The organism is Kiritimatiellia bacterium, from assembly GCA_025054615.1.
Lineage (GTDB): Bacteria > Verrucomicrobiota > Kiritimatiellia > CAIVKH01 > CAIVKH01 > JANWZO01.
On record JANWZO010000006.1, the window covers coordinates 52245 to 70945 of the forward strand.

Below are 18701 nucleotides of genomic sequence, written 5' to 3' on the forward strand. Positions count from 1 at the left end.
TCAGGAGTGCAAACACTTTCGCGGAGGAACTTGGGTCTCACCTTCTCTGAGTGATTCTCCCATCCCGATCAGGATGGAAACTTGAAATGAAAGCCGGCGCCACTGCCTATCTATCTCACTCATGACCTGTTGTATGGAGATTGCGACGTAGCCGACGCATCGTGTGAATTTTCACGGGACGAAACTCAGCTTGCCTGCTCGCTTGGCACGAATGCGTCTCACCCCTTACGCTTCGCCATCATGAAACCTTTGCCTCGATTCCTTCGACGGTCACCGGGGACTTTCAATCGATCGGCAACATCGCTCTCCCAATTGCTTCTGACTGGACCGAATGGCGCGCGGTTGGCATCGATTGCGTTTCCTCCTCCGCGAACGCAACGGTCGTGGTCTTGCCTCCTTTATGGCGGCTGACCCGTTCGCCATGAATCGCTGGACGGCAAAAGTTTTCCGACACAGGCAGGTCTCATCAACGGCCTATGAGTTGACCCTGAGCCGAGATGGCCTGCAATTTCGCGCTGGCCAGTTGATAACGATTCACGGCCGGGACATCACCGAAGACCGGAATTACTCGATCGCGTCTGGCGAAAACGATGACGCCTTGACCGTTCTCTATCGTTTGATTCCGGACGGCGTGCTGACGCCCCGCCTCGTCAGGCTTGCCGAAGGCGACTCGATTGACGTGTCGGGTCCTTATGGCGAATTTGTCATTCGTGACCTCGGCAGGCCTCTCGTTTTTGTCGCGACAGGTACGGGCATCGCCCCCTGCCGCGCCTATGCGAGGACCCACCCCGGGTTGGACCTGACTATCCTCCACGGCGTCCGCAGGGTCGAAGATCTTTTTTTCCGCAGTGAACTCGAGGCATACCATTATTTCCCTTGTGTCAGCGGAGAATCGTCCCCTTGGTTTCGCGGGCGCGTCACCGAATTCGCTAGATCGTTCAATTTTCCCCCCGATGCCGATTTTTACCTGTGTGGCGCCAATGAAATGTTCTATGAGATGCGCGAGATTTTGACGGAACGGGGAATCTCCCCCCATGCGATTTTTACCGAGGCGTATTACTACACGCATGATGCCTAGCGCCCGGGCCGTAAGCCTCGCTCTGGGTTGTGCGATCGCTGCAGGCTGCGCAGAAACTCCACCGGTCCGCCGAGCATTCCACATCGCCGGCCGGGATGGCGCGGTCACGGTCCCGAAGGCGGATGCGGACCGGCTGGCTGCGCTATCCGGCCTCGCGGAGATTCAGTACGGCGCCGCAGCAGCGGAATTCGACCTTTCAGACCGCCAGAGCGACCTGTCAAAAATCAATCGCGTCGCCGGTTCATTTCGCATGCAGGTCTCCTTCAACACGTTTCGCGCACTGGACCTCGTCCACTACTATTCCCAACTGACCCAGGGCGGATATGACCTCGCGTTACTCGGCGCGCTCGAAGCTTGGGGGATCGGCTCGGCAACGCCCCCGCCCGAACCGCCCACAGATGAAGAGCTCGCCGTCCTCCGGGAACACATCGGGCCTCACCTGATTCAATTTTTTGATCCCGGCGGCGTCGCGCTCCTATCCCCGGCGGCGCGGCTTGCGCCGATGGGATTGCAATATGCCTACGGTGTTGATCTGGCTCTTGTGGAAGCCCGCCGATCCGGTTTCAACGCCGTGTTGTTCGAATGGGATCGCTACGCGCGCGCCCTAGGCCGCCAAGATCCAAACAACTACTGGTCTCTTCCCATCCGAAATCCCTTCGACGGACCTCCGCTTGGAACCCTCCGACTGCCCCCTAACCACGGGTTGGCGGTCATCGGATTGCGGGACCAGACTGTGACGATTGCCGGTGAAACCTATGGAGGCATCATCGACCCGAGATCCCTGCGTCCGGCCCAGGGAACCTGCCTGGCGGCTGTCCGGGCTCCAACCTGCCTGATGGCGCATGTGCTCGCGCACGCTCTGATCGTCCTCGGTATGGAGGAGGGCGCCCGGATTCTTCCGTCTTTCCCCGAGGCAGACGTTCTCATCATGCCGGACCGCCAGCCGGTCGAGCTTTGGGCAACCGAGGGTTGGATTCGCGATTATACCCCGGCAGCCGATGCTCCCATCCCCCGCAGGTGGGGACAACACCCCACTCCCGAGAAGACCGGCGCGGACGGCTCTGAATCTATGCTACCCGGGGTCGAATCCGGCTCAACATGATCGGCCGCGCTGTCGGGATGATCGGAGGTGCGCGAGTACGGCCCCCGCCAGATGAAGTGAGCCAGTTATGACCAGTAGAGCGCCCTGTTCGCGACACCAAGCCCGAGCAAGGTCCCACGCCTCATCGAGCGGACGAGGCGGTTCAGAATTTACGATGCCGGCGAGAACGGCGGCTCGCTCCAACTCCCCGGACTCCATGGCCCTGGCGTCTTCCAACCGGACGAGCCAGACCTTTTGCGCCGCGCCACGCCAGGCGGCCAGGCATTGAACCGCATCTTTGTCCTCGAGAAAGCCGGCCACCAAGCCGATGGGCCTGTCCCCACGCACCTCATCTATCGTGCGGCGAAGCGCTTCCATCGCCTGGGGATTGTGCGCTCCATCGAGAATCGTTGTCGGGTCTCGCTCAATCAATTGCGCCCGAGCCGGCCACACCACCTCTTGTAAGCCTGCCCGAAGCACGGCGCCGCTCAAGGGTCGGCCAAGTTGCTCCAGAGCAATCTCGGACATCGCGACGGCGATGGAAATATTTGCCAGTTGATGGCGTCCGATCAGCGGGCAACGGGCGCGAACGCTCAGGCCTCCAGCGGTTTCGACACGGACGTCCTGCCACTCTACGCTTTGGCTGATACGTTCCACGCTGCATACGTCAGACGCGCGCACAAGGTGGGCCCGCCGCTCGCGAGCGACCCTTTCAATCACCTCATCCGCCGCGGGCAGTAAATGGCCAACAACAACTGGCCGGCTCGACTTGATGATTCCGGCTTTTTCCGCAGCAATTTTCTCCAGCGTGTCTCCCAACCACTTTTGGTGGTCAAAGCCGATCGTCGTGATCGCACAGGCCAGAGGTTCAACTATGTTTGTGGCGTCCAGCCGACCTCCCATGCCCGTTTCGATCACGGCAAGCTGTACGCCGGCCCGCTGAAAATGGCGGAACGCCAATCCCGTGGTGAATTCGAAAAACGTCACATCCCGCTCGCCGTCTTCGCGTACACGCGCCGCGGCCGCCTCAACGGCGTCAATCCCATCGGAGAGTTCGGCATCACCAATCGGAGCGCCATCCACTTGGATCCGCTCATGAAATCGCTCCAAGTGGGGAGAGGTATACAGGCCCGTTCGCAAACCGGCCGCCCGAAAAATGGAAGCCGCGATGGCACAAACCGAACCCTTGCCATTCGTGCCCGCCACATGGACGTTGGGAAAGGCAAGATGCGGGTCGCCAAGCTCTCGCGCGAGCCGCCGCATCGGCTCCAGGCCAAGTTTGATGACGTGGAGGTTGCGCCGGTAAAGCCGCTCAAGGACGTCGCTGAGCGGTAGCTTCTCGGGGTGCGCCACTTAAGGCCCCGCAGCTACGGTTGGGCGGGCGCCGGCCTCGCAGGTCGGCCTGTCAGGTAGTCGAGCGCCGTGACGAGCGTCTGCTTGAGCGCTTTCCGATTGACAACCTTGTCGAGGAGTCCTTTTTTCAGAAGGAATTCCGACCGCTGAAAACCTTCAGGAAGGTCTTGCTGCGTCGTTTCCTTGATGACGCGAGGCCCGGCAAAGCCGATCAGCGCGCCGGGTTCGGCAATGATCAGATCCCCCAGCGTCGCAAAGCTGGCCATCACCCCGGCTGTCGTGGGGTGCGTAAGCACGGGAATGTAGGGAAGCCCCGCCTGAGCATGCTTTGCGAGTGCGGCGCTGGTCTTCGCCATCTGCATCAGGCTGAACATCCCCTCGTACATGCGCGCTCCCCCAGACGCGCAAACGATGATCACGGGCAAACGGAGCGCGGTCGATTTCTCAATCAGCCGCGTCACCTTTTCGCCGACAACCGATCCCATGCTGGCCCCCAGAAATGAGAAGTCCATGACGCCCAGTCCGATCTCATGGTGCGCCATGCGTCCACGCCCGATGGTGATCGCGTCATTATAGCCGGTCTTGCGAATGTTTTCCTCCAGCTTGCTGGTGTAAGAGGCCGTCCCGGTGAAGCCCAGTGTGTCAACACTGTAAAGATTGGCATCCCATTCTTCGAAGGTCCCTTCTTCTATCAGCAATTTTATCCGGTCCGCACGGCTCATCTGAAAATGATGGCCGCACTTCGGGCAGACGGACGCGTTCTCTTCGAGCTCCTGCTTGAAGACGATTTCCTGGCACCCCGGACATTTCAGCCAGAGGCCGTCCGGGATATCCCGTTTCCTAACCTTGACCGTTGAGTAATTTTTCTTGCTAAACAAAGCCATGGCAGAATGTTTCTCCACCTCACTGGCCGCGCGCCAGTGTCAGCACCGAAACAGAAATGCACCCAGCCGCCTTGAGAGCGCGCGCACAGGCGCTGACCGTTGCCCCCGTTGTCATCACGTCATCCACCAGGAGCGCCCGCTGGCCGCGAATCCGAGCCGGTGAGGGCGCCTTGAATGCTTCCTGAACGTTAGAAAGGCGTTGTTTCGCTGTCAAATGCGTTTGCGTTTCCGTCGGGCGAACCCGGACCAGCGCCCCTGGCAGGTGCGGACACCCGATACGACGGGCCAGCCCCGCGGAAAGCAGCGTCGCCTGATTGAACCCACGGGCCCGCTCACGAGCGGGATGAAGAGGCACCGGGCAAACAAAATCCGGCCGGGGTCCGTCGCAAAACCATACCGTCCAGCACGCTTCAAGCCATTGAATCAGCTCCTCCTGAAGCCAGATTCCGCCCCGATATTTGAACGTGTACACGGCCCCGACTGCCGCGCCCTCGAACCGAACAGCCGACCGCGCCAGGTCAAAATAGGGTTTCATTTCGTCGCAATGCGCGCAGACGAATTCGTGGTCGGCGCGACCCTCGATCGGATTCCCGCATCGGGAACAGCAGGGTTCTCCGATGGGCCGCAGCGATTCCCGGCAGGGCCAGCAGAGAAATCCCGGACCTTCGGCGATGGGCGCTCCGCATGCTCCACAACACCGCGGGTACATCAGATCCAGCGTCGCCCAAATCCATTCGGTAGCGGTCGCCATCACCTCGCCAACCTATCCACAAGTCCGACAAGTCGGCAACCCTCCTTGCGACCCCCTGCCAACTTCATTGACAAGCTCAATCAGCCGGCCCTACTCTGCCCAGTGATACGGATTGATCGCTCCGGATGCTGGCCGTTGGTCAAGAGTTCGCGGGTTTTGCAATTACCCGTCGCCTCGCGGCAGGAGGAATGACCTACCTCTATGTGGCGGTCGATTCGCAACAGAACCGTGTTGTAATCCGTCGGCTGAAACCGGATTACCTTCGGGACAAGAGGATCCGAAATTCCTTTTTACACGGCGCCGAAATTCTCGGGCATCTGCACCATCCGAACGTGATCCGGCTCATCAAGGCCGGTATTTACCAGGACGAGCCGTTTATGGCGCTGGAATACATCGAGTCCCGAAATCTCCGCGATCTCATTCTGCGAAAAGACCCGCTGATTTACCAAAACACACTCACCATTTTGAGGCAAATGGCGTCCGCCATCGCCTATGTACATTTGTCCGGCTTCCTCCACCTCGACATAAAACCCGAAAATTTCATCGTGCGGAATGATGCGCTCGTCGTGCTGATCGACTTCGACCTCGCGACCGAACGCAAACCTAAACCCGTCAAAATATCCCCGCTGCCAGGCACGTTCGCGTACCTGCCGCCCGAGACCCTGCTCAAAAACCTTGTCGATGAACAAACCGATATTTACGCGTTCGGCGTTACAGCCTACGAAATGTTCACGGGCCACAAACCGTTTGAGGGCGTGACCTTGGAAGACGCCAAAAAAAATCAACTTGACCCCAACGGAAAGCCGACCCGGTTCCGCTTCCACAACGTCAACCTCCCGGCCCCCATGGAAAACCTTATTTACAAGTGCCTTGCATACCGGCAAAGCGACCGATACCCTTCCATGTCTCTGGTCCTTCGAGACCTTGAGACCATGGTATGACGCAATTCGTTGTCGAAAAGGCAGATACAAAAGGAGGCCGCTCCGCCCGCCTCCTCGCAGTCGGACTTTTGGTCGCCGTATGCGCGGCTGCCTTCCTCATAAGTCTCTATGCCCGGCACTCGGGCGTCCGGGTGGACGAACTCACAGCCGATCACAGTGACGTCGGAATTGAGGGACCATCACTCCTCCCTGGCGCAATCGCAAACGAACCGCCTTCGGATCCCGCGCCGCCGGCCAGCCCTTCTGTTCCCGGCCCCGTGAATGAATCGGCCAGCTTGACGCCGACGGAAACGAATGTAGTGGCGGAATCTCCGATCAAGACGGGAGAGCACCCTGCGATAGTCCTTCTTCGGGAAGCGAAACAGCTCAAGGGCGAGGACCGGTTGCAGGACGCACGAGAAACGGCGCTCAGGGCGCTTGATCAGAACCCGGACGCGTCCACGCTCCAAGCCTTGGAGTCGCTCTTGGGCGAGGTCGGGATCGCCCTGGTCACGACACCCCGGCCCATGCCCGAGAAAATTGACTACGTAGTCCAGCCGGGCGATTCGCTGGGCCGAATCGCGCGAACCTACGGGACCACTATCGAACTTCTTGAGAAAAGCAACCGGCTAAAATCCAGAGTGATTCGACCCGGGGACCGGCTTCGTGTCCTGACCGGCACCTGGTCCATCCGCGTGAACAAAACACGCAATGATTTGGTCCTCTCATTGAATGACCGTTTTTTCAAACGATATCGCGTGGGAACGGGCGAATATGCCACAACGCCCACGGGCGAATTCAGGATCACCGACCGAATCCCCCAACCGACGTGGTGGCACCCCGACGGGCGCACCATCCCCTACGGACACCCGGAGAATTTGTTGGGCACGCACTGGCTCGCGCTGGATATCAAAGGGTACGGGCTGCACGGCACATGGGAGCCGGAAACCATTGGCCGGCAGTCCAGCATGGGGTGCGTTCGACTCGTCAACGAAGACATTGAGGAACTCTTCACGTTGGTGCCGGTCGGCACGCGCGTGATCATTGAAGACTAGCGCGGAGGATGGCCATGCCCGCTTTCTCGCTTCCATTTGAGAAACCGATCCTCGAGCTCGAAAACAAACTTCGCGACCTCGCGCAATTCAGCGAAAACCAGAAAATCGACGTCTCCGCCGAAATCGAGCGGATGAAGCGCCGAATCCACGAAACCCGGAAGAAAATTTACAGCGAACTCACCCCCTGGCAAAAAGTCCAGGTCGCGCGCCATCCCCTCCGCCCGTACACGCTGGATTACGTGCAACACATGGCGTCGGATTGGATGGAGCTGCATGGCGATCGGAATTACCGCGATGATCGGGCGATCATCGGCGGCTTCGCGACCATTGAAGACGAGCGGGTCATGCTTATCGGGACCCAGAAAGGCAGGGACACAAAAAGCAACCTCGAATGCAACTTCGGTTGCGCCTACCCCGAGGGATATCGCAAGGCGCTGCGGCTCATGAAATTGGCGTCGAAGTTTCGGCTGCCGATCGTTGTGTTGATCGACACCCCCGGAGCCTACCCCGGCATCGAATCGGAAGAGCGCCACATCGCCGAGGCCATCGCCGTCAATTTGCGGGAAATGTTTATGATGCCGGTTCCCATCGTGGTCACCATCATCGGCGAGGGTGGCAGCGGAGGCGCCCTCGGAATCGGCGTAGGGGACCGCGTGCTGGTGTTGGAGCACGCCTACTACTCGGTGATATCCCCAGAGGGCTGCGCCGCCATCCTTTGGAAGGATCGAAAATACGCCGACCGCGCCGCCGAGGCTCTGAAGCTGACGTCGTCGGATCTGATTGCGATGGGATTCGCGGACGAGGTCGTACCGGAACCAGTAGGGGGGGCCCACAGCGACCACAAGGCCATGGCCGATACGCTCAAAATCGCAATCCTGCGCAATCTCAAAGAGATCAAAATGATGTCGGACGAGCAACGCCTCGCCGCCCGATACGCCAAATTCCGAGCCATGGGCCGATTCTCCGAAGGAGCGCCGCCCGGTGGTTACGTTGTGTCGCCGCCCGCCAAACCGGCCGGCAAGGCGGGCGATACGCTGGCGGACCAGGTCCCGCCCGCAAATAAGTAGGCCTCTCAGACGGCTCTCCGGAGATCTCTCATGTCCAGCTCACCTGTTCCCGACCGCACGCTGAAGGACTACCTCGGAATCGCCGGGATCGGCGCTGCTATGGGCGCGGCGGATGTCGTGCCTGGCGTTTCGGGCGGAACCATGGCGTTCATTCTGGGCATCTACGATGAGCTGCTGGCGACGGTCAAATCCTTCAACCTCGAGTTCCTCAAGTTGCTGGTGCGCTTTCGGCTGAAGGCGGCGCTTGAGCATGTCAACTGGAAGTTCCTTCTCTCCCTCGTCCTCGGCCTGGGGACGACCCTCGTGACGCTCGCGCACGCCATCACCTATTTGCTGGATCACCACCCCGTGCCGCTCTTCGCGTTCTTCTTCGGGTTGATTCTCGCCTCAATCGTCTCTGTCGCCACCCACGTAAAATGGAACTTTGCGATGGCGGCGGCTTGCGCCCTCGGCGCGTTTGCTGCCTACAAAATCGTTCGGCTCGTCCCCGTGACCATGCCGAATGATCCGTTCACGCTATTCTGGTGCGCGGCCGTCGCGATCATGGCGATGATTCTGCCGGGTATCTCTGGATCCTTTATCCTCTTCATCCTTGGTCAGTACCGATTCGTGATGGAGGCGGTGAAATCCCTCGACGTCCTCACGCTCCTGCCATTCGCCCTCGGCGCCGCGTCGGGCCTAATGGCCTTCTCCCGTGTTCTGACGTGGCTGCTCAACCACTACCGCCGGCTGACCATCACGCTGCTGGTCGGGTTCATGATCGGTTCGCTCTGGAAAATCTGGCCGTTTCGCAAGGTGATCGAAACCGTCGAAAAAAAACCCGGCGAATGGATCCCGATCCGCGAGACGGTGGTCTGGCCCGATCAGTTCACCGCCGAGGTGGCGCTTTCGATCCTCCTATGCATCGCTGGCTTTGTCCTCATCCTCTGGATCGATCGACTGCAGTCGGAAGCCAATCCGCTAAAAAAAATTGTGCGCGAATGAGCGGCGTCCACTTGGATCCCATGGGACGGAATTTACATTCTATGGAAACCACTCCGCGCCATTTTTACATACGATGGAAATCAGGAGGGCGGCCATGACCCACCGCTACCTGGCTCGGGCGCGGGAAGTGATCGACACTGAAATCGAGGGGCTCCGCCGCGTTCGAGACGCCCTCGACGAAGCCTTCGTGAAAGCGGTGGAGCGAATTCTTACTGCTCTGGGCGCCGGCGGGAAGATCGTGGTCTGCGGCGTTGGCAAAAACATCCCGATCGGCCAAAAAATTGCCGCAACCCTCACCAGCACGGGAAGCCCCGCTGTCTTCCTCCATCCGTCCGACGCCATGCACGGCGAGCTCGGAATCCTCTCCGACGGCGACGTCGTCGTCGCCTTAAGCTATAGCGGTGAATCCGAGGAGCTTCTGAATCTTCTCCCGGCCATCAAACGCCGCAAGCTTCCGATCGTCGCGATCACCGGCTCGCGAGAGAATGCGCTGGCGCGCGTCAGTGATGAAGTGATTGTCGCCGCAGTGGATGCCGAGGCCTGCCCCTTCAACATGGCGCCCACCGCCAGTACCACTGCCGCGCTAGCTGTTGGCGACGCACTGGCCATGGTGCTTCTCGAAGCGCGGGGATTTCGCAAAGAGGATTATGCCGAGTTACATCCCGGCGGGGCCATCGGCCGGACACTTCTGCTGAAGGTCGAAGACATCATGCGCACGGGGCCGAGGCTGGCAACTGTGCCGCGCGGCGCGCGCGTCAAGGACGCCGTGGTTGCGATGTCCAGCGCGCGAGCCGGGTCCGTGGTGATCATCGACGGCGACCGAAAAGTCGCCGGGATTTTCACTGACGGAGATTTGCGACGGCACCTGGACCTGGCCGACCTGCCGAACCGAGTTATTGACGAGCTGATGACTCGGAACCCGATCCGCATCCGCATAGGACGGCTCGCGGTCGAAGCCCTCGCAATATTTGAGAAGCATAACATCGACGACCTCATCGTGGTCGACGACAGCGACCGGCTGGCCGGCTGCATCGACATTCAGGACCTTCCAAAATTCAAAATCTTGTAGGGACGCCCCCATCTCAACCGATGGGCGTTGGACTTGGTGCGAGGACCTCGTGCAGGGACGGGCCCGATCTAGCCGATCAGCCGCTCGGCGGCCTCCTCGATTGGACCGGCCCCGTTTCGGATCCCCATCCGGCGCAACAATTGGCGAACCAGCGCAATTCGCCGCTCTTCGAGTTCCAGTCCGGCTGCGCCGCCCGTCTCGAGATAGCCGGCAGCCATCTTGTCATGGCCGCCCGCCGCGCCGTTTCGGCCGATGGCGGCGCGGATGATCCGATTGCATGACGCGGCCCGCCGGCTGCTGCGAAGGGATACGAACAGCCGCCCGGGCAGTTCAGCCGTGCAGAACGACCATCGGATACCCTCCATTCGCAGTAGCAAATCAGCGACCTCGGCGGCCATTTCCGGCTGTTCAATGGCGCTCAAATGGGTCCAGGCGACGTCGCGCAGCACCCGCGCTCGAGAGAGCGCCTCCTGAAGCCGGACGAAGTACACACGGGACAGCGGAGCATGCCGAATCCGCCCGATGATCCGCAGATCCGCTTTGGCAACCAGGGAAAGGTAGGCCTTCAAATCCGGCGCCGACACCTCCCGCGTCAGGTCAAGGGTTTCCGAAACGATGGCGTAGGCCATCACCGCCGCCAGCCAGCGCGGGATATCGACGCCCGCCGCTTCCAGATATTCCAGCGCAAGCGTTGCAGTGGCGCCGGCCTCGCCTCGGATGTCAATGTGGGCGCCGCTGAGATCCGGGATGGACTTGTGTTCATGGTGGTCGATCACCACTCGGGCGACGGCACCCGGCGGCAATGTGACATTCCGCGACCACGGCGCAGTGTCCACCAGGATGCAATCGTGTTCCGAGACGCCGCGGAGATTGAGGTCCTCAAGGCGGTGCCAGCGGCATTTGAGTCGACGCAACAATTCCTTGTTCTCCGCGCGCGACACATCACCGCTGAATGCGATTTGGCTCTGAATTCCAAAATGCTTGTCGAGCAGCCAATGGATGGCCGCGGCTGAAGCGATGGCATCCGGATCGGGGAAATCGTGGGGGACGATCAGTATGCGCCGATTCGATGGCAGCGCCCGACGGAGCGAATCCAGTCTCGACGAGCTCGGTTCCGACGGCGGCGTTTCCATGGCTGCTCAGGGGTTCTGCGGGACATGCCGACCCGCAGGCGAGGGATCAGGGCGCGGCAGTAAAACAGAGCGTCGCGTTATGGCCGCCGAAACCGAATGAATTTTTGAGAGCCGCCGTGATCCGATGTTCGCGCGCTGTATGCGGCACAAAATCCAGATCACACCCATCGTCGGGGTCGTCGAGGTTGATTGTCGGGTGGACCGCGCCGCGATGGATCATCAGCGCCACAGCGACCGATTCAAGTCCGCCGGCCGCGCCGAGCCCGTGTCCGATCATAGACTTTGTGGCGCTCACCGGGATTGATTTGGCGTGCTCACCCAAGGCGATCTTGATGGCCTTGACCTCACAGAGATCGCCGAGTTGCGTGCTCGTGGCGTGCGGGTTGATGTAGTTGATCTGCTCCGGCGACAAGCCGGCGTCCTGGATGGCCAGGGACATGGCCCGCGAGGCGCCGGCGCCCTCCTCGTGCGGAGCGGTGATGTGGAAGGCATCGCAGGTTCGGCCGTATCCCGCCAGTTCGCAATAGATCCTCGCGCCGCGGGCCTTCGCGTGTTCATAGTCCTCGAGCACCATGATGCCGGCGCCTTCGGCGATGACGAAGCCATCGCGCGCGCGGTCGAACGGACGCGAGGCCTTTTCAGGTTCGTCATTCCGGGTGCTGAGGGCGCGCATGGCACAGAAGCCACCAACGCCCAGTTCGCAAATGCTCCCCTCGGCCCCGCCGGCAATCATGACGTCGGCCTCTCCATTGCGAATCATCCGCATTGCCTCGCCCAGGCAGTGCGTTGCGGTGGCGCAGGCGGAGGTGATGCAGAAATTCGGTCCCTGCAGACCGTATTCGATCGCCAGATATCCCGGGAGAATATTCGTGATCATCTGCGGGATCATGAAGGGAGAGAAACGGGAGGGTCCTTTTTCGATCAGAACGCGCATTTGATCCTGCAGGATGAGCAAGCCGCCGATGCCAGAGCCGACGAGCGCCCCGCACCGGGAAGGATCCTCTTTGGAAAAATCCAGCCCGGCGTCGGCGACCGCCATTTTGGAGGCAACCATGCCATACAAGCAAAAGGGATCCATCCGTCGCTGCTCTTTTTTGGGAATGTAGGGGTCCGGGTTGAATTCCACGACCTCCCCGGCGATCTGTGAGGCGTAGCCGGAGACGTCAAACGACTGAATTCTCCGGATGCCGGATTTCCCCGCGAGGAGGCGGTCCAAAAACAATTTCAGGTCGGACCCCAGCGGGGACACAACCCCCAAACCCGTCACTACGACACGACGGCGGCTCATAAAGGTTTCTCTAAGGTTGGGACCGAATTTCAACGCCGCCCGAGTGCGGCTAGGCGCCGAGCGCTATTTATCCCCGTAGCCTTTCTCCTTGAGATAGTTGATCACGGCGCCGACGGTGGTCAACTTTTCAGCGTCTTCGTCCGGAATCTCGGCGCCGAATTCCTCTTCAAACGCCATCACCAGTTCGACCGTGTCGAGCGAATCCGCTCCGAGGTCTTCAATAAACGAGGCCTCGGGGGTGACCTGGTCGGCATTGACACCGAGTTGCTCCACGATGATTTCCTTCACTTTGTCTTCCAGTGCCATGGTTGCTCTCCTTCCAAAAAGTTACATGACCATGCCGCCGCAGACCTGAATGACCTGCCCGGTGATATAGGATGCATCGTCGCTTGCGAGGAAGGCCGCCGTCGCCGCGACGTCGTCAGGGCTACCGTACCGTCCTAAAGGGATCATTTCCAGCATCTTCTTCTGCAGTTCGCCATTGAGCTGTTCGGTCATCCGCGTGGTGATGAAGCCGGGCGCGATCGCGTTGGCGCGGATACCGCGAGAGGCAAGCTCTTTGGCGACGCTTTTGGTAAAGGCAATAATGCCAGCCTTGGAGGCGGCATAGTTTGCCTGCCCAGGATTTCCAATCAGTCCGATGATTGAGGAAATATTCACGATCGATCCCGCCCGTTGTTTCATCATTAGGCGGGCGACAGATTTTGTGAACAAAAAGACGGCGCGCAGGTTGACGGCCATCACTTCATCCCAGTCGGCCGCAGACATCCGGATCAAAAGCCCGTCTCGAGTAATTCCCGCATTATTGACAAGAATATCGACGCGCCCCCAGGCTTGCTCAACTTGGGCAACCGAGGCCACGATGGCATCCGCATCCTTGACGTCAACCTGATGGATCAAGGCACGGCGGCCGACGGCAGCCACGGCCTGGGCGGTTTCCTGGAGCCTTTCCAAATTTTGGCCAAAACACGCGACATCCGCCCCCTCGGTGGCGAGGCGTACGGCAACCGAGCGGCCAATGCCGCCGCTGGCGCCCGTCACGATGGCTGTTTTGCCTGCCAATCTCGCCATGGCTACCGTACCCAATCTCGAGGCACAGCGCGGATCATCATGAGGCACCATTTAATCCTGAGAGATCCTGTATGCTATGGAGGATAGCTCCCTTGTCAATTCGTTTGACCAGACCGCTGAGGACCTTGCCCGGACCGCACTCGAGATAATGGGTCACGCCGTCGGCCTTCATGGCCTCAATCGAGTCGAGCCACCGCACGGGGGAGTACACTTGGGCCACCATCAGCCGCCGAATTTCCTCGGGCGTGGTGTGGGGCCGTGCGGTGACATTGGAGTAGACGGGAAATGCCGGCTCGCGAAATTCGATGCTGTTGAGCGTCTCGGCAAGGCGATCTGCCGCTTCGCGCATGAGCGTGGAATGGAAGGCGCCGGCTACATTCAGGCGGATCGCCTTGCGGATCCCCATGTCACGGGCGAGGGTCTCGGCGCGTTGGACGCCTTCAATGGGCCCGCTTAACACAATCTGCTCCTGCGAATTGAGATTGGCTTTTTCCAACCCGCTTTCCGCACACAGACGGTCTATCTGTTCCGGGGTTGCGCCGATGATGCTGATCATGCCGCCAGGCCGCCGGTTGCAGGCTTCCGTCATGAAGCGGCCCCGAGCTTCGAGGATGCGAAGAGCATCCTCAAACGAAACCACGCCGGCAAGGTAAAGGGCAGTCCATTCGCCAGAACTTAGGCCGGCGGCGCAATCGCAAGCCCATTCGGGATGCCGCTGGGTCCACGCCGTCCAGGCCGCCACGCTGTGCACAAAAATTGCCGGTTGGGCGTTTGCGGAAACGGTTAATTTTTCGATCGGTCCGTGAAAACTGACGTCGGCCAGGTCAAAGCCGAGCACTTCCGATGCGCGGCGATACAGCTCCCCGCAGGCCGGAATCGACTCCGCCAGCTCTTTGCCCATGCCGACGAACTGAGCCCCCTGCCCCGGACACAGCAACGCGTTTTTTGCCATCGATCGTTTCCTCCATCGGCCCGCCCGGCAGCGGGCGAAACATCACCATTCCAGGACGGTGGCGCCCCATGTAAAGCCGCCGCCGAACGCCACAAGCAACACAAGATCGCCCCGCCGAATCCGGCCAGCCCTCTGCGCCTCGTCGAGGGCGAGAATCACCGACGCGGCAGAGGTATTCCCGTATCGATCGAGATTCACGTAGTATTTTTCCGGCGTTCCGCCCAACCGTTCGCCGATCGCCGTGATGATCCGATGGTTGGCCTGGTGGGGAATAATCAGCGCGATGTCATCCACGGTCAGGCCAGCGCGATCAAGGGCGCGTTTGGCGACGTCCGTCATGCATGTCACCGCGTGTTTAAAAACTTCGCGTCCTTCCATTTTCATATAATGAAGGCCTTGGGCGATCGTTTCGGGGCTGGTGGGATGCCGTGATCCGCCGCCCGGCAATTTGAGAAGGTCGGACAGGGTGCCGTCGGACCGCATGACCGAGGCAAGAATCCCCTTTCGGCCGGGAACAGACTGCACCACGGCCGCGCCAGCGCCGTCGCCAAACAGGACGCAGAGAGACCGGTCGCTCCAATCGGTGATACAGGAGATTTTTTCAGCCCCGATCACCAGCACGGTCCTGGCCGAACCGGTGCCGATATACTGGCGCGCAATGTCGAGCGCATAAACAAATCCGGAACACGCGGCTTCAATGTCGAAGCAGAAGGCATTGACCGCCCCGATCTTGGCCTGCACAAAACAGGCCGTGTTCGGGAATCCCATGTCCGGCGTGATCGTGGCGACGATGATCAGGTCGACTTCCTCGGGCGACACTCCCGCATCGCTCAACGCGCGCCGGGCAGCGGCCGCGGCCATGTCGGAGGTTGCCTCTTCCGGAGCGGCGATTCGCCGCTCTCGAATGCCCGTTCGCGTGACAATCCATTCGTCCGTCGTGTCGACCATTTTCTCCAGGTCGGCGTTCGTCAAAACGCGGGCGGGCACGTAGGCGCCGGTGGCGACTATCGAGGCCCGGGGGATCCCGGCCCACGTCGCATGCGCGTCGGTCGATCTCATCCGTTTTTTACTCCGGGGGATACTCTCTGCTTAACGCGAGAAATCTCCTCGGTGATCAGGTGGTTGATATCCTGCTTGACCGCCTCGCCTGAAACGCGGATGCCGTTAAACACGGCCGTCGCGTTGGAAGAACCGTGGCCGATGATGCTAACGCCGCGCACACCCAGGAGTGGGGCCCCGCCGTACTGGGCGGGATCGGTTTTTTGCTTGAGACCGATCAGGGCGCCTCGCAGACATAAGGCGCCGAACATTCGGATCGGGTTTGCTTTGAACGCTTGTTTGAGCCAGACGCTCATGGCGTGAGCCACGCTCTCGCTGGTTTTGAGGATGACATTTCCAACAAATCCGTCGCAGACCACGACATCAATTTCGCCTTCGAACAGGTCGTGGCCCTCGATGTTCCCCGCGAAGTTCAGACCCGAACTTTCCAGCAGGCGAAAGGCCTCCTTTGTTGTCGCATTGCCCTTGGCGTCCTCCTCGCCGATGCTCATCAATCCAATGCGGGGGTTGCGAGCCTTCAAAATCTCCCGCGAATACACCATTCCCATGACCGCAAACTCAAGCAACATGTCCGGCGTGCAATCGGTGTTTGCCCCGGCGTCCAAAAGAACGAACGGCTTGGTTGGCGATGGAAAGACGGTCGCGATGGCAGGACGCTGGACACCCTCGAGGGTGCGCAGCTTCAGCATGCTTGCGGCAACCTGCGCCCCGGTGCTCCCCGCGGAAAAAATGGCATCCGCCTCCCCTTCCTTGACGAGGTCCACCGCGCGATTAATAGAGGAATCTTTTTTCTTGCGGACCGCGACGGCGGGGGTTTCCCCCATTTCAACAACTTCGGTGCAGTGACGGATTCGTATGGTATGCGGAGTTTCGCCGTGCCGCCGGAGTTCTTCACGTATCCGGGATTCGTCACCGACTAGAATAAGTTCGCTGATCGACTTTAGCTCCCGGGCGGCGCGGACAGCCCCCTCGACGATGGCCGCCGGGGCGTAATCGCCGCCCATCGCGTCAACGGCAATTCTCATACGAGGACAGGCATTCCTCGAAACCAGCTTATTCGTCCGCCGAAACTGACAGGACCTTTCGGCCCTTGTACATTCCCGTCACGGGGTCCACCCGGTGCGGTTGATGCCAAGAGCCGGTTTTCGGATCGCGCGACATACCGGCCATCGGCTTTCGGTGCGACGCCTGGCGTTGCCGGCGCTTCATCTTGGACGTTTTTCTCTTCGGAACACCCATGGTCTCTCCTTGATCGGACGCCGCAACCGACCTCGCTCCTTCATCCCAGCTTGACGTTGTCCAATGCCGACCACCGATGATCGCCCGGCGGCTTACAGGAACAGGGCCCCAGGTTCAGGTTCGCCCCGCAATACGGACACAGTCCTTTGCAGGCGGACGAACACACCGGGTGGTGCGGCAACCGGAGCAGGATATCCTCCCGCAGATCGGGCGTGACATCCACGGCCTCGGACGCGTCCGAAAGTTGATAAGTGCGTAAAAATGACATTTCCTCTATGGTTGTCGAGTAAAATTCGGTGCACCTCACGCACTGAAGTTCGAAGAAAGCCCGCACGGAGCCGCGAACGATCAACTGGCCGGAGACCGCCTGAGCGAACAGCCGGTAGCGCACCGGCCCGCATGGGCGAAACCCGGACTCGTGAATGCTCAAAATCTCCTGAGATTCTTGGCCTTCGAACCACTCGCCCTCCGGGCGCAATTTGGGAATGTCGATGATCATGTCGAGATCCGTCTCATCCGGCTGCCCTACATTGAAAACGTACCGTCCTTCACGTCGGCACGCCCCTCGTCGCGCCCAATCGTTTTTTCAGCGCCCGGTTCACAGCCGCCGGAACCAGCGGAGCTGTTTCGCCGCCAAGCTCGGCCACCTCCCGCACCATTGTGGAACTAATATAGCTGTGCGACTCCGAGGTCATCAAGAAAACGGTCTCGATGTCCGGAGCTAGTTTGCGGTTTGTCAAGGCCATCTGGAACTCGTATTCGAAATCCGTAAAGGCCCGCAGGCCTCGAACGACAATCCGACTGCCTCGCCGGCGAACGTAGTCGATCAGCAGCCCCGAAAAGGGTTCCACATCAACATTTCGAAGGCTCCGGACGGCAGACCGGACCAACGCGACCCGGTCCTCGACCGAAAACCATGTTTTCTTCCGCGTGGATTCAGCGACGGCGACAACCAGCTCATCGAACAGCGTCGCGGCCCGGCGGATCACGTCGAGGTGGCCGAGTGTGATGGGATCAAAGGTTCCGGGATATATGGCACGATGTTTCATTCGATTTGTTGTCGGCGGAACATGCTGACCCGAGTTCCTCCATATCGGCGATCCCAGATGAGGTCCCAACCCGGCCGTCCTTCCGCCTTTTCCGAGGCGCTCATCTCGAAAATCAGCAAGCCGCCATTTCTGACGATAGACCGCTCCTCCAGCAGGGGCAAGGTCTTTTCCAGCCAGCGATAGGATCGGTGCGGATCGTACGGGGGATCTGCAAACACCAAATCGAACGGTTCCAGATGGGCGCGCCTGAGCCAAAGGAAGACATCCGCACAGACTACGGAGCCCGCCCCCGTACAGAGCCCGGCCACGTTTCTGCGGATGATCGATGCTGCGGCCGGGTCGACCTCTACCCAGATCACACGGGCCGCGCCCCGGCTAATCGCCTCCAGCCCCAACGAGCCGCTACCCGCAAACAAATCCAGCACTCGAGCGCCGACCACAGATTCGCCAAGAGCGGAGAAGATGGCCTGCCGGACCCTATCCTGGGTCGGCCGTATGCCCCGAGGGACCTGAATTTGGCGACCCCGTAACAGCCCGGATGTGATTCGCATGAGACAGTTTGGGATCTAAAAGCGGTTCCGAACAATTTCCATTCAGTGCCACCATCTTCGGGCCGATTGAATAAAAGGAAAGACCGAATCGTCAGAGGTGACAGCAGGCCGCCATTT

At 60.2% G+C, this 18701-nt stretch carries 21 protein-coding genes; 7 read left to right on the forward strand and 14 right to left on the reverse strand.

Annotation, left to right across the window (positions count from 1 at the left end; translation table 11 throughout):
* Nucleotides 1-331: 331 nt before the first annotated feature.
* Together NZ740_04210 and NZ740_04215 are read left to right on the forward strand one after the other, a co-directional pair.
* Nucleotides 332-1078 (forward strand): FAD-binding oxidoreductase, encoded by a 747-nt coding sequence (locus NZ740_04210; protein MCS6771210.1) that lies wholly within the window; start codon nt 332-334, stop codon nt 1076-1078.
* Entirely contained in the window at nt 1068-2180 is a 1113-nt protein-coding gene (locus NZ740_04215) for an FAD:protein FMN transferase (GenBank protein MCS6771211.1), read from the forward strand. The genes NZ740_04210 and NZ740_04215 overlap by 11 nt, the downstream gene beginning before the upstream one ends.
* On the opposite strand, the gene NZ740_04220 is transcribed toward NZ740_04215, so the two are convergent.
* The 3 genes from NZ740_04220 to NZ740_04230 are packed head-to-tail and all read right to left on the reverse strand — an operon-like array spanning nt 2172 to nt 5147.
* The gene (locus NZ740_04220; protein MCS6771212.1) at nt 2172-3512 is read right to left on the reverse strand and encodes a bifunctional folylpolyglutamate synthase/dihydrofolate synthase; all 1341 of its coding nucleotides are present in this window, start codon (nt 3510-3512) and stop codon (nt 2172-2174) included. The two genes, NZ740_04215 and NZ740_04220, sit on opposite strands and share 9 nt — an antisense overlap.
* 14 nt (nt 3513-3526) lie before the next feature.
* Nucleotides 3527-4396 carry an acetyl-CoA carboxylase, carboxyltransferase subunit beta gene (gene accD / locus NZ740_04225; protein MCS6771213.1) on the reverse strand — a complete coding sequence of 290 codons (870 nt, stop codon included), beginning with the start codon at nt 4394-4396 and terminating at the stop codon, nt 3527-3529.
* Between the two features lie 19 nt (nt 4397-4415).
* The gene (locus NZ740_04230) at nt 4416-5147 is read right to left on the reverse strand and encodes a ComF family protein (protein ID MCS6771214.1); all 732 of its coding nucleotides are present in this window, start codon (nt 5145-5147) and stop codon (nt 4416-4418) included.
* Nucleotides 5148-5272: 125 nt separating this feature from the next.
* On the opposite strand from NZ740_04230, the gene NZ740_04235 reads away from it, so the two are divergent.
* The 5 genes from NZ740_04235 (at nt 5273) to NZ740_04255 (ending at nt 10242) form a co-directional block, all read left to right on the forward strand.
* Entirely contained in the window at nt 5273-6088 is an 816-nt protein-coding gene (locus NZ740_04235; protein ID MCS6771215.1) for a serine/threonine protein kinase, read from the forward strand.
* Complete coding sequence (locus NZ740_04240; protein MCS6771216.1) at nt 6085-7122, forward strand: L,D-transpeptidase family protein; 1038 nt, start codon at nt 6085-6087, stop codon at nt 7120-7122. Before NZ740_04235 ends, NZ740_04240 begins: the two co-directional genes overlap by 4 nt.
* An 8-nt stretch (nt 7123-7130) precedes the next feature.
* Nucleotides 7131-8189, forward strand: coding sequence for an acetyl-CoA carboxylase carboxyltransferase subunit alpha (locus NZ740_04245; GenBank protein MCS6771217.1), 1059 nt, complete (start codon nt 7131-7133; stop codon nt 8187-8189).
* A 30-nt stretch (nt 8190-8219) separates the two neighbouring features.
* Nucleotides 8220-9173: a DUF368 domain-containing protein gene (locus NZ740_04250; protein MCS6771218.1), complete on the forward strand. Its 954-nt coding sequence runs from the start codon at nt 8220-8222 to the stop codon at nt 9171-9173.
* Between the two features lie 94 nt (nt 9174-9267).
* A complete protein-coding gene (locus tag NZ740_04255; GenBank protein ID MCS6771219.1) occupies nt 9268-10242 on the forward strand; it encodes a KpsF/GutQ family sugar-phosphate isomerase in 975 nt (324 codons plus the stop codon).
* A 68-nt stretch (nt 10243-10310) separates the two neighbouring features.
* Here the strand turns inward: NZ740_04255 and NZ740_04260 are convergent, their stop codons facing one another.
* The 11 genes from NZ740_04260 to rsmD form a co-directional block, all read right to left on the reverse strand.
* Nucleotides 10311-11375 (reverse strand): DHH family phosphoesterase, encoded by a 1065-nt coding sequence (locus NZ740_04260; protein MCS6771220.1) that lies wholly within the window; start codon nt 11373-11375, stop codon nt 10311-10313.
* A gap of 46 nt (nt 11376-11421) precedes the next feature.
* Entirely contained in the window at nt 11422-12663 is a 1242-nt protein-coding gene (gene fabF / locus NZ740_04265; protein ID MCS6771221.1) for a beta-ketoacyl-ACP synthase II, read from the reverse strand.
* A gap of 63 nt (nt 12664-12726) precedes the next feature.
* Complete coding sequence (gene acpP, locus NZ740_04270; GenBank protein ID MCS6771222.1) at nt 12727-12969, reverse strand: acyl carrier protein; 243 nt, start codon at nt 12967-12969, stop codon at nt 12727-12729.
* 21 nt (nt 12970-12990) lie between these two features.
* On the reverse strand, nt 12991-13734 hold the full coding sequence (gene fabG / locus NZ740_04275; protein ID MCS6771223.1) for a 3-oxoacyl-[acyl-carrier-protein] reductase: 744 nt from the start codon (nt 13732-13734) through the stop codon (nt 12991-12993).
* Between the two features lie 37 nt (nt 13735-13771).
* Nucleotides 13772-14686 carry an ACP S-malonyltransferase gene (fabD, locus tag NZ740_04280; GenBank protein MCS6771224.1) on the reverse strand — a complete coding sequence of 305 codons (915 nt, stop codon included), beginning with the start codon at nt 14684-14686 and terminating at the stop codon, nt 13772-13774.
* Nucleotides 14687-14728: 42 nt separating this feature from the next.
* Complete coding sequence (locus tag NZ740_04285; protein MCS6771225.1) at nt 14729-15745, reverse strand: ketoacyl-ACP synthase III; 1017 nt, start codon at nt 15743-15745, stop codon at nt 14729-14731.
* On the reverse strand, nt 15742-16770 hold the full coding sequence (gene plsX / locus NZ740_04290) for a phosphate acyltransferase PlsX (GenBank protein ID MCS6771226.1): 1029 nt from the start codon (nt 16768-16770) through the stop codon (nt 15742-15744). Before plsX ends, NZ740_04285 begins: the two co-directional genes overlap by 4 nt.
* Nucleotides 16771-16798: 28 nt before the next feature.
* A complete protein-coding gene (rpmF, locus tag NZ740_04295) occupies nt 16799-16984 on the reverse strand; it encodes a 50S ribosomal protein L32 (GenBank protein MCS6771227.1) in 186 nt (61 codons plus the stop codon).
* Between the two features lie 40 nt (nt 16985-17024).
* Nucleotides 17025-17483, reverse strand: a complete 459-nt coding sequence (locus NZ740_04300) for a DUF177 domain-containing protein (protein MCS6771228.1) — start codon at nt 17481-17483, stop codon at nt 17025-17027.
* Nucleotides 17484-17532: 49 nt separating this feature from the next.
* A complete protein-coding gene (coaD, locus tag NZ740_04305) occupies nt 17533-18033 on the reverse strand; it encodes a pantetheine-phosphate adenylyltransferase (GenBank protein ID MCS6771229.1) in 501 nt (166 codons plus the stop codon).
* Nucleotides 18030-18584, reverse strand: a complete 555-nt coding sequence (gene rsmD / locus NZ740_04310; protein MCS6771230.1) for a 16S rRNA (guanine(966)-N(2))-methyltransferase RsmD — start codon at nt 18582-18584, stop codon at nt 18030-18032. Before rsmD ends, coaD begins: the two co-directional genes overlap by 4 nt.
* Nucleotides 18585-18701 lie beyond the last annotated feature (117 nt).

What these genes read in the sequence shown, in the direction of transcription:
- coaD (MCS6771229.1), bottom strand. Translation starts at nt 18,033, where the DNA reads ATGAAACATCGTGCCATATATCCCGGAACCTTTGATCCCATCACACTC.
- rpmF (MCS6771227.1), bottom strand. Translation starts at nt 16,984, where the DNA reads ATGGGTGTTCCGAAGAGAAAAACGTCCAAGATGAAGCGCCGGCAACGC.
- NZ740_04230 (MCS6771214.1), bottom strand. Translation starts at nt 5,147, where the DNA reads ATGGCGACCGCTACCGAATGGATTTGGGCGACGCTGGATCTGATGTAC.
- NZ740_04240 (MCS6771216.1), top strand. Translation starts at nt 6,085, where the DNA reads ATGACGCAATTCGTTGTCGAAAAGGCAGATACAAAAGGAGGCCGCTCC.
- accD (MCS6771213.1), bottom strand. Translation starts at nt 4,396, where the DNA reads ATGGCTTTGTTTAGCAAGAAAAATTACTCAACGGTCAAGGTTAGGAAA.
- fabD (MCS6771224.1), bottom strand. Translation starts at nt 14,686, where the DNA reads ATGGCAAAAAACGCGTTGCTGTGTCCGGGGCAGGGGGCTCAGTTCGTC.
- fabG (MCS6771223.1), bottom strand. Translation starts at nt 13,734, where the DNA reads ATGGCGAGATTGGCAGGCAAAACAGCCATCGTGACGGGCGCCAGCGGC.
- NZ740_04210 (MCS6771210.1), top strand. Translation starts at nt 332, where the DNA reads ATGGCGCGCGGTTGGCATCGATTGCGTTTCCTCCTCCGCGAACGCAAC.
- NZ740_04235 (MCS6771215.1), top strand. Translation starts at nt 5,273, where the DNA reads ATGCTGGCCGTTGGTCAAGAGTTCGCGGGTTTTGCAATTACCCGTCGC.
- NZ740_04245 (MCS6771217.1), top strand. Translation starts at nt 7,131, where the DNA reads ATGGCCATGCCCGCTTTCTCGCTTCCATTTGAGAAACCGATCCTCGAG.
- NZ740_04255 (MCS6771219.1), top strand. Translation starts at nt 9,268, where the DNA reads ATGACCCACCGCTACCTGGCTCGGGCGCGGGAAGTGATCGACACTGAA.
- NZ740_04300 (MCS6771228.1), bottom strand. Translation starts at nt 17,483, where the DNA reads ATGATCATCGACATTCCCAAATTGCGCCCGGAGGGCGAGTGGTTCGAA.
- fabF (MCS6771221.1), bottom strand. Translation starts at nt 12,663, where the DNA reads ATGAGCCGCCGTCGTGTCGTAGTGACGGGTTTGGGGGTTGTGTCCCCG.
- NZ740_04250 (MCS6771218.1), top strand. Translation starts at nt 8,220, where the DNA reads ATGTCCAGCTCACCTGTTCCCGACCGCACGCTGAAGGACTACCTCGGA.
- rsmD (MCS6771230.1), bottom strand. Translation starts at nt 18,584, where the DNA reads ATGCGAATCACATCCGGGCTGTTACGGGGTCGCCAAATTCAGGTCCCT.
- NZ740_04260 (MCS6771220.1), bottom strand. Translation starts at nt 11,375, where the DNA reads ATGGAAACGCCGCCGTCGGAACCGAGCTCGTCGAGACTGGATTCGCTC.
- NZ740_04285 (MCS6771225.1), bottom strand. Translation starts at nt 15,745, where the DNA reads ATGAGATCGACCGACGCGCATGCGACGTGGGCCGGGATCCCCCGGGCC.
- NZ740_04215 (MCS6771211.1), top strand. Translation starts at nt 1,068, where the DNA reads ATGATGCCTAGCGCCCGGGCCGTAAGCCTCGCTCTGGGTTGTGCGATC.
- plsX (MCS6771226.1), bottom strand. Translation starts at nt 16,770, where the DNA reads ATGAGAATTGCCGTTGACGCGATGGGCGGCGATTACGCCCCGGCGGCC.
- acpP (MCS6771222.1), bottom strand. Translation starts at nt 12,969, where the DNA reads ATGGCACTGGAAGACAAAGTGAAGGAAATCATCGTGGAGCAACTCGGT.